A 9184-nucleotide genomic window follows, 5' to 3' on the forward strand; every position below is an offset into this window, starting at 1 on the left:
GCCAAGCACGCCGCTTTAGCAGCTGCCTAAATTTAAAAAACGGAAAAAATGATCCGAAAAATCGTCTGCACTTTTTAAAAGGGCGATTTATGAAATTGATTCACTTATAGATTTTATTCCCGAATTTCAAAAGATTAAGCTTTTCAATCAAAGATTATAGAATGTTAGCCAAGTTTACACACCAGAAGAGAAAAAGCAGAGCCAAAAGGAGCCAGTCCAATGGACAAATATAATAACGGCCAGAACATAGCAGCGGCATCAGAGAAAAGTATCCGGACCGATTTTAAAGAAAGCATGACTTACGGGGATTACTTGCACCTGGATCAATTGCTGACAGCACAGGAGGGGGTCAGCGGCCATCATGATGAAACCCTGTTTATTGTGATTCATCAGGTGTCAGAACTTTGGATGAAGCTGATTCTGCATGAACTGCGTGCAGCAATACGCAGCATTGAGAGGGATGATTTACAGCCCGCTTTCAAGCAAATGGCACGAGTATCAAAAATTCAATCACAAATCATTAACGGTTGGGACGTTCTCGCGACGATGACTCCTGCCGAGTATATGGAATTCCGGGATGACTTGGGAAATGCCAGTGGTTTCCAGTCCTATCAATACCGGATGATCGAATTCGCATTGGGCTATAAAACCAAACATGTACTGAAAATATACGAAAAGGATCCGGCGCTGCTTGAAGAATTGACAGCAGCATTCAATGCACCGGGGCTCTATGACGCCGCCATTCAAAAATTGGCACGGAGCGGCTTTACGATAGATAAGGAAGTTCTCGAACGGGACATTACGACGGTTTATGAACCGAATGACAGTGTCAGGGAAGCGTGGAAAGCGGTTTATCGTGATGTTGATACACATTGGGAACTGTATCAAATGGCAGAGAAACTGGTCGATATAGAAGACTGGCTTCAGCAATGGCGCTTCCGTCATATGAAGACGGTGGAACGCATCATCGGATTCAAGCAGGGGACAGGCGGCTCTTCTGGAGTCAATTATTTGAAAAAAGTACTGGATCAATATTTCTTCCCGGAATTATGGGATATACGAACTGAAATTTAAGGGGTGTCTTATGAGAATTTACGCGCACAGGGGATGTTCAGGAACACATCCTGAAAATACATTGGCAGCTTTTAAAGCAGCTGCAGAGTTACCGATTACAGGCGTTGAAATCGATGTTCATCTGACAATCGATGGCGAAATCGTGGTGATCCATGATGAAAAAGTCAATCGGACAACGGATGGAAAAGGCTATATTAAAGATATGACGTTGAGTGAAGTGAAAAAGCTGGATGCGGGTTCGTGGTTTTCGGAAGAATGGGCAGCTGAGAAAATACCCACACTGGACGAAGTTTTCGATATTTTCCAGGACACTAATCATCGTTTGAATATAGAGTTGAAAACAGACGTTTTCCCATACGTGGGTCTTGTGGATAAAGTACTGGAAAAAGCCAAGAAACGCGGGTTTTCTGATCGTATCCTCATATCATCCTTTAATCACGAGGATGTTCAGACCGTCTGCCATAAGAAAACGGTGGAATCTGCAATTTTAACCTTGGATGTCTATGTTGATGTCTACGATTACGCGAGAGTGGTTGGGACGAACCGCATCCACCTGTCGCTGCCCGCCTCTTTTCGCAGGATGGCTACAGATGCATTGTATAAGGGAGCAATTGTGTATGTGTACACAGTCAATAAACTCGAATACGCGCAGCAATTACAGCAAATCGGCATCCACGGCATCTTCACTGATTTTCCGGAGAAGATGCTGGCAGGACTGGAAAGCCCGGTAAATCAGTGAACACTAATATAGAAGAGTTAACAAATAAAATTAATACTATTCCAAGCATTTCGCTCTAGGCGGACGCGTTCCGCGGGGAGCGGCCTGAGCCTCCTCATCGCTGACGCTCTTACGGGGTCTCAGTCTCGCTCTTGATCCCGCAGGAAAGACATTGGCCGAAGCAGCGCAGCGATGCAACGGTTTTTCATGTCTCGAAGCTAGCGAAGCGATGCAGAGACAGGAGCACATCTTTGCTCTTCGCCGCCTACCGCTTCATTCTGATTCTGTGTAGAATCATGGTGACGCCTTCTTGAAACAGGCTTAAAGGGATCTCCTGTTATAAAAGGTGATCCTGAGATATGGAGCAAAACAGCGAAGACGCCCAGGGGTCCAAGCGAAGTGCTGAGATCCACTCGGGCGAAGGGGACCGAGCCCGAGTTAGCTCAGCGCAAGTCCCCAGGCAAGCGAAGCTGTTTTGCGGAATATCGGTTAGTAGAATAAACAACTCAAAAAGACGCCGACAGCTCGCCGGCGTCTTCTTGTTTACCATTTTGCATAATGTTCTTCAATCGATCCGAGCAATTGGGAAATTTTCAACTTTTTTCCGTCTTCGTAACGCACGTACCCGTTATAATAACCAAACATTTGGTGAACTTCCGATTTCACTAATTTCATGCCGCTTTTGGAAATTCGTTCGAAAAAAGGGGTAAATTCCAATTTCACATCGTCTGAAAATTTGGTGGTAATTTTCCACGGTTCTTTATAGTTTTCGGTATTGTAATGAAACAGCACATCTTCATGGATTTTATGCATTTTGCCATTGACGAAAAATGCATTCTCCGTCATGCCGGTCCCATCCGTCCATTTGCCTCCGAAATTCAATCCGATAATTTTGCCAAGTGACCGCTGGGAAGCCATGGCCCAATTCCAGGAAGATTCCCTTGGCCATACACCTCTTCCGGTATCCAATACGGCAAAACTTTCTACCGGCTCGAAATTGTAAAGCTCTGTCCCAATCTTAATGGAACCGGTTGCCGGCAGGCACAGATGCTTGCCTGTAAATTGGAAAGTCTGGCGATTCCATGGAATGACCACATTCATCGATTCATGGTAGTTAGGATAGCTGATATCGAGATCAGCACTCAATTGTTCTCCATCAAAATCATCGACCTTTACCGTAATGCGTGTTGAATCTTGTTTATAAAGGAATTCGATCTCCATTTCGGGATGCTTAAATTTACAGGTTTCCAGCGCTGCGTCCGCAATGATGCGTTTTCTTGAAAATGGCATAACGATAGTCTTTTCGTAAAAACGCTGGGTTTCGTAATTCAGGAAATAAACAAAACAGACTGTGGCATAATCCAATTGGCTGATGGTAGCTGAAAACATGATTTCTTCTCCGAAAATACACCAATAATTCCATTTCTTCTTACGCATGAAATTGCCTTTAAGGTTGCTGACGATAAGCGGTGTACGCGCGAATCCGATGGCTTCAGGGTTTAAATGGCCTTTTGCATCACATAATTCTACAGTTGTATAAATCTCACGTTCCAGATGCTGCATAAATTCCACCTCACCGTCATTCTGCTTTCATTGTAGCAGAAGAAACAGTTGATATCTCCTAAGAACTCCCTGCAGCCAGCTATTATTGGGGACTTCTTCTCCACATAAATGCCAAAGTGCCTTCACCTGCGTGGACGGCAAGAGATGAACTTAAATCACCGATGACGATCTGCGCTTCCGGGATGACTTTCAACACTTCGCGCTTCAGATTTTCAGCTTCTTCAAGGGTATTGCCGTGCATAATCTGAAAAGTGTCTACGCCATGTTCTTCGTGATCTTTCACTGCATGGTCGATCAAGTATTTCATAGCTTTCTTATGGGATCGCACTTTATCGATTGGCTTTAATTCGCCATCAGGAGTGAGCTGGACAATCGGTTTAACTTGCAGAAGGCTGCCGATATAATATTGGGCACCACTCATGCGTCCGCCTTTATACAATTGCGTAAGGTTGCCGATTAAAATGTAATTGCGGAAATCAGCCGTTTCTTTCTCGAGTTTTTTTGCGATCTGTTCCGCATCGAGCCCTTCTTTTTGCAGTTCCCAACCGCGTTCCATAAGACCCGACAAGCCATAGGACAAAGCAAGCGAATCAACCGCATAAACTTTAAAACCCGACATATCAGCACCAGCTGTAGAGGAGGCAATCGTCCCGCTCAGTTTTGCAGAAGCATGAACCGCGATGGCGCATTCATATTCTTCTTTCAACTTGTCATAAAGCTCGGCAAATTTACCTGCTGACGGCTGCGAAGTTTTTGGGAATTCCGATGCGGCTTTGATTTTTTCATACAATTGAGCCTGTGTAAGATCAACTCCGTCAATAAATTCCTCAGTGCCAAAATGGATATTCAACGGCACAACATAAACATCTGGATGCGCTTTCATTTCTTCAGTAACATATCCTGTTGTATCAATTACCCATGCAATTGGTTTTTTCATAAGACAACATCCCATCTATTAGTTTTTTGAATAATAAAACTATAACACGAATAGTATTAAGCGGATAGAGCGGCACCGCTGAATTTTCAGACATTGCAACCAACAGGCATCAACTCTTAATAAATCTCTTCTTGTAGGATTCCTCGATATCAAAACGATGCCGATAAACAATAATAATAATCGCAAGAATCAGCGGCCACACAATAGTGAGCACCTGCAGCACTGCGGCCATTGTAATGAAGGCGGTAAAAGCGCATAACATGCATAGGGTGGCACTTTTGAAAAATGGATAAAAGGCGATGAACATGATAAACATGGCGAGAAAAAGTACAGGCGTCAAAAAGAAGGTGACACCCATAAAAACCGCGATGCCTTTTCCACCGTGTCCGCGGAGCCAAAATGGAAATAGATGGCCGAAGACCGCCAGCAGTCCGGAGACAGCAATGGCCCATAACGGAAAATTAAAATAAAACCCGATAAAAACCAATAATGCCCCTTTCCCGGCATCGCCCAGGAAGGTCAGCAGAAAAGCGCGCTTGCCGATGACAGCACCCGCATTGCGTGCGCCAAGATTGCCGCTTCGCTCTTTACTGAGATCGACTCCTTTCCATTTACCGACGAGCCATGCGGTCATGAGCGTTCCGGCCAAATAGGAGAAAATAAAATAAATAAACATAGTGTTGCCTCCAATAATTGTTTCTATATATAAGTAAATCAGTTTTCCACCAGGAATGAAACACTCCATGAAAAAACCTTCCCGCTGACTGGAGCGGGAAGGTGAATAAACCAGATTATTTTAATGATGAAGCTTCAAACAGGTAGTCACAGATGACTCGCAAACCTTTGTCGAAGTTTTCAAGATGGAAATGTTCGTTTGGCGCATGGAAGTTTTCAGACGCCAGGCCGAAGCCCATCAATACGACAGGCCTTTCGAGGATTTCATCGAAAGCTGCAACGATTGGAATCGATCCCCCCATGCGGGTGAACGCTGTCGGCACGCCATAAATTTTCTCATAAGAGCGTCCGGCTGCCTGAATGGCAGGATGGTCGAATGGTGTCAGGAAAGGCTTGCCTTTATCGAATTCAGTGATTTCCACTGAAACGCCTGCCGGCTTATGAGCCTCGACATGTGCTTTCAATTTGGCGACAATATCATCCGGATCCTGATTCGGTACAAGGCGGCAAGTGATTTTGCTGCTGGCTTCTGCAGGAAGGACGGTCTTGATGCCTTCACCGGAGAACCCGCCAGTGATGCCGTTGAGTTCAAGTGTCGGACGGATCCATGTTCGTTCAACAAATGAATAGCCCTGTTCGCCATAGTCTTCTGTAATGCCGAGATCCCGCTTTTCATTGTCAAGATCGAATTCGAGGGAAGCGAATTCTGCGCGCTCTTTATCGGACACTGGCAGAACGTCATCGTAGAATCCTTCGACTTGAATGACTCCTTCTTTGTTGCGGAAGCTTTCCAGAATTTCAACGATGGCATGAAGTGGATTCTGAACAGCTCCACCGTATAATCCGGAATGAAGATCTCCTTTCGGGCCTTTCACATCAATCTGGATGCCTGCGAGCCCGCGCAAGCCATAGCACACTGCCGGTCGGCCAGGCCCTTGCATGCCGGTATCGGAGATGACAATGATATCAGCTTCAAGCGCTTCTTTATTTTTTTCGACATATGCCGGCAGACTTGGACTGCCGATTTCTTCTTCACCTTCGATGATGAATTTCATATTGACGGGAAGTTCTCCGTTCTGCTGCAGCAGAGCTTCAGCTGCTTTGATGTGCATGAAAGTCTGTCCTTTATCATCGCTGGCGCCGCGCGCGTAAAGTTTATTGTCACGAATCTGGGGCTCGAAAGGTGGAGATTCCCATAGATGCAGCGGGTCTACCGGCTGGACGTCGTAATGGCCATACACCAATACAGTCGGTTTGCCCTCTGCGTGGAGCCAATCAGCGTAAACGAGCGGATGGCCGCCGGTTTCATCGATTTTGACATTCTCAAGTCCCGCTTTCTCAAAAGCTTTGACCAGCCATTCAGCGGCAGTCTGCATATCTTCTTTATGTTCCGATAATGAACTGACAGAAGGAATCCGCAGGAATGTTTCCAGTTCTTCGAGATGTTCACTCCGGCGTTCCTGAAAATAGCGATCAATTTGTTTTGCTTCCATTTAAAAACCTCTTTTCATAAATTTCTTATTAATGGGAAAAGTATAACATAAGAAAGTGATTGTTTTCGACAGATGGAAAAACGCTGTGATATAATTATAATTACGGAAATAGCTCGTAAAAATTTGTGTTTTAGACACTGGAGGAAACAATTTTGTTTATAGCGTTGGGAATATTTTTAATGATGTCGTTCTTCTTATCGGGAAGCGAAACGGCATTGACTGCGGTTAATAGGATGAAGGTCCATCTTCGCGCGGAGCAGGGGGATGTAAAGGCACAGAACCTGCAGAAGTTAATTGCGAAGCCGGACCGGATGATCACTACCATATTAATCGGAAATAATATCGCCAATATCATGCTGCCGACACTGGTCACCATGATTGCTATTGATAGAGGATGGGAAGTCGGGCTTGCTACGGCAATTTTGACGCTCACATTGATTATCTTCGGTGAAGTGCTGCCAAAAACAATTGCGGCAACATTTTCTGATAAAGTCGCCTATATTGTTGGTCCTGTAATCTGGGTGCTTGTGGTTTTACTCAAGCCGCTTACATGGCTGCTCGCGCAGTTCACCAATATATTCATCCGCATCATTTCCAAAGGCCACGTCAAAGAAGCGACGATGACCAAGGAAGAATTGCGGACCATGGTTGATATCGCCTCGACTGAAGGTACTTTTGAAGAAGGGGAATCCGAACGCATCAAAGGAGTCCTGGATTTTCCGCATAAAGATGTCTCGGACGTCATGTCGGCACACCGGACAGATATTGTCGGGATACCGTTGGATTCAACCTACGAAGAAATCCGGGATCTGATCCTGGATTCATCGTACACGCGTTACCCGGTATATGAAGACAGCCTGGATAACGTAGTTGGCCTGTTTTATTCCAAGAAATTGATCGAATGGTCAATGAACCCGAATCTGACATTGCAGGAATTGATGGATGATAATCCATTATTCGTTGTACAATCTGTAAGCGTCGAGAAAGTTTTCAAAATGATGATGGCCAAGAAAAAACACATGGCAGTCATTTTGGATGAATACGGCGGAACGCTCGGTATTGTCACGCACGAAGACATTATCGAAGAAATGATCGGCCAGGATATAGAAGATGAAACGGATGAGGAAGATGACGAGCTGGTCTTTGTAATGACTGACACGACATTGTCCTGCCACGGCCGCCTGGAAATTGAAGATGTTAACGAAATGTTCGAAGTGGAAGTTCCGAACGACCATGATACCATCGCGGGATTTGTCATGCAGCAGCTTGGCCATGTGCCGGACGAAGGCGAACAATTCTCTTATGAAAATCTTCATGTCGAAGTGAACGAAATGGACCGCAATCGGATTGTCCGGTTGACGATCACCAAAAAAGATGAAGAAATTTTTGCGTAAAACCTGCCTGTGGGCGGGTTTTTTGTTTGTCTATATAAGAAAGAGTAGTTCAATAAAAATATTATTAAAGAAAGAATGAATCTTGCCTGACTCTATATAAGTTAAATTAAAGAGCTGCCATACCGCCCCGTTGCTAGGTGACTTATAGATATGTAGCAAAACAGCGAAGAATTGTCCGAAGCCTGCGAGGGCAATTCTTTGCGACGAAGCAGCGTAGCGATGCAACGGTTTTTCATGTCTCGAAGCTAGCGCAGCGATGCAGAGACAGGAGTACGGTTTTTGCAAGCAAGCTGGTTTGCGGAATATCGGCTGTTTCAAACGGCGTCGCTTTTCGGTGTCCAGACTTCGGCAGCCCAGCTCTTCGGGTCATAAGCCACTTTGGCTGTGAGACAAAGTACGCCGCTTTCCCAAATCGTCTTATGCCTTTCAGAGCTTAACGGGCGCCGTCGCTTTTCTTTATTACAACAATGTAAGGCAAATGAAAGCGGGAGCGATAGAGTGAAAGGTTCCTTTCCGGCACAATAAGGTCAAGAAGAAAAAACGGACGGAGGAACCGCTCATGGAAAGTTTATATACAGAATACAATCGCTACATTTATCATTTATGCCTGAAGCTGACGCGCAATAAGGTGGAAGCGGAAGACCTTATGCAGGAAGTCTGGCTGAAAGTGGTGCGTTATGAATCGTCAATCCAGGACGTAGACCATGTTAAAGCCTGGCTGACAACAATCTGTATGAATACTTTCCGTGATCGTTACCGCAAAAATGTACGCCGCAGCAAACACGTGCAGCAGCAGCCGGAAGGCCTGGATATTTCGCTGCTGGACCTGATCCCATCAGACACTGCAGGAGCTCCTGAAATATTGGAGCAGCAGGACGTCTCTGTTTTACTGCAAAATAAGATCTCGGAATTGGATGCGATTTACCGGACAACAATCGTCTATTTCTATGTACATCAGCTGTCATTGATTGAAATTGCTGAAGCGATGAAAGTATCGATCGGAACCGTCAAATCACGTCTTTTCCGCGGCAAGCAAAGGCTGAAGGATCTATTGCTTGAAGATGCGCAGACGCGTGAATATGTGTTGCCTGCATAATGCAGCAATTTTTTCTTCTATATAAATAGTGAATTGGGAGGTGTGCCAAAATCCGGCGCATCTTTTTTGTATGGAAAAACACAGTAACGAATCAAGAAGAAGGAGGAAAATAAAGTATTTTATTTATGGGAATCAATTTCATAAATCGCCCTTTTAAAAAGTGCAGACGATTTTTCGGATCATTTTTTCCGTTTTTTAAATTTAGGCAGCTGCTAAAGCGGCGTGCTTGGCGGC

General features: G+C 44.9%; 8 protein-coding genes. 4 read left to right on the top strand and 4 right to left on the bottom strand.

The genetic code is table 11. The annotated features are described in order from the left end of the window. Window positions 1–219: 219 nt before the first annotated feature. Window positions 220–1074, top strand: coding sequence for a tryptophan 2,3-dioxygenase (gene kynA / locus ACFQ1X_RS15600; RefSeq protein WP_144841644.1), 855 nt, complete (start codon window positions 220–222; stop codon window positions 1072–1074). Between the two features lie 10 nt (window positions 1075–1084). After that, the gene (locus ACFQ1X_RS15605; RefSeq protein WP_144841643.1) at window positions 1085–1813 is read left to right on the top strand and encodes a glycerophosphodiester phosphodiesterase; all 729 of its coding nucleotides are present in this window, start codon (window positions 1085–1087) and stop codon (window positions 1811–1813) included. A 522-nt stretch (window positions 1814–2335) separates the two neighbouring features. Here ACFQ1X_RS15605 and ACFQ1X_RS15610 read toward each other — a convergent pair. From ACFQ1X_RS15610 to ACFQ1X_RS15625, 4 genes are all read right to left on the bottom strand, one after another. Continuing rightward, on the bottom strand, window positions 2336–3355 hold the full coding sequence (locus ACFQ1X_RS15610; RefSeq protein ID WP_144841642.1) for a DUF2804 domain-containing protein: 1020 nt from the start codon (window positions 3353–3355) through the stop codon (window positions 2336–2338). A gap of 82 nt (window positions 3356–3437) precedes the next feature. Continuing rightward, window positions 3438–4292 (bottom strand): DegV family protein, encoded by an 855-nt coding sequence (locus ACFQ1X_RS15615; RefSeq protein ID WP_144841641.1) that lies wholly within the window; start codon window positions 4290–4292, stop codon window positions 3438–3440. A 109-nt stretch (window positions 4293–4401) separates the two neighbouring features. Then, entirely contained in the window at window positions 4402–4968 is a 567-nt protein-coding gene (locus ACFQ1X_RS15620) for a glycerol-3-phosphate acyltransferase (RefSeq protein WP_144841640.1), read from the bottom strand. Between the two features lie 115 nt (window positions 4969–5083). Next, on the bottom strand, window positions 5084–6460 hold the full coding sequence (locus ACFQ1X_RS15625; RefSeq protein ID WP_144841639.1) for a dipeptidase: 1377 nt from the start codon (window positions 6458–6460) through the stop codon (window positions 5084–5086). Window positions 6461–6612: 152 nt separating this feature from the next. On the opposite strand from ACFQ1X_RS15625, the gene ACFQ1X_RS15630 reads away from it, so the two are divergent. Both ACFQ1X_RS15630 and ACFQ1X_RS15635 read left to right on the top strand, forming a co-directional pair. Continuing rightward, window positions 6613–7854 (top strand): CNNM domain-containing protein, encoded by a 1242-nt coding sequence (locus ACFQ1X_RS15630; protein WP_144841638.1) that lies wholly within the window; start codon window positions 6613–6615, stop codon window positions 7852–7854. A 559-nt stretch (window positions 7855–8413) separates the two neighbouring features. Beyond that, window positions 8414–8950: an RNA polymerase sigma factor gene (locus tag ACFQ1X_RS15635; protein WP_144841637.1), complete on the top strand. Its 537-nt coding sequence runs from the start codon at window positions 8414–8416 to the stop codon at window positions 8948–8950. Window positions 8951–9184: the final 234 nt, after the last annotated feature.

It is taken from the genome of Metaplanococcus flavidus, from assembly GCF_042675885.1.
Classification (GTDB): domain Bacteria; phylum Bacillota; class Bacilli; order Bacillales_A; family Planococcaceae; genus Planococcus; species Planococcus flavidus.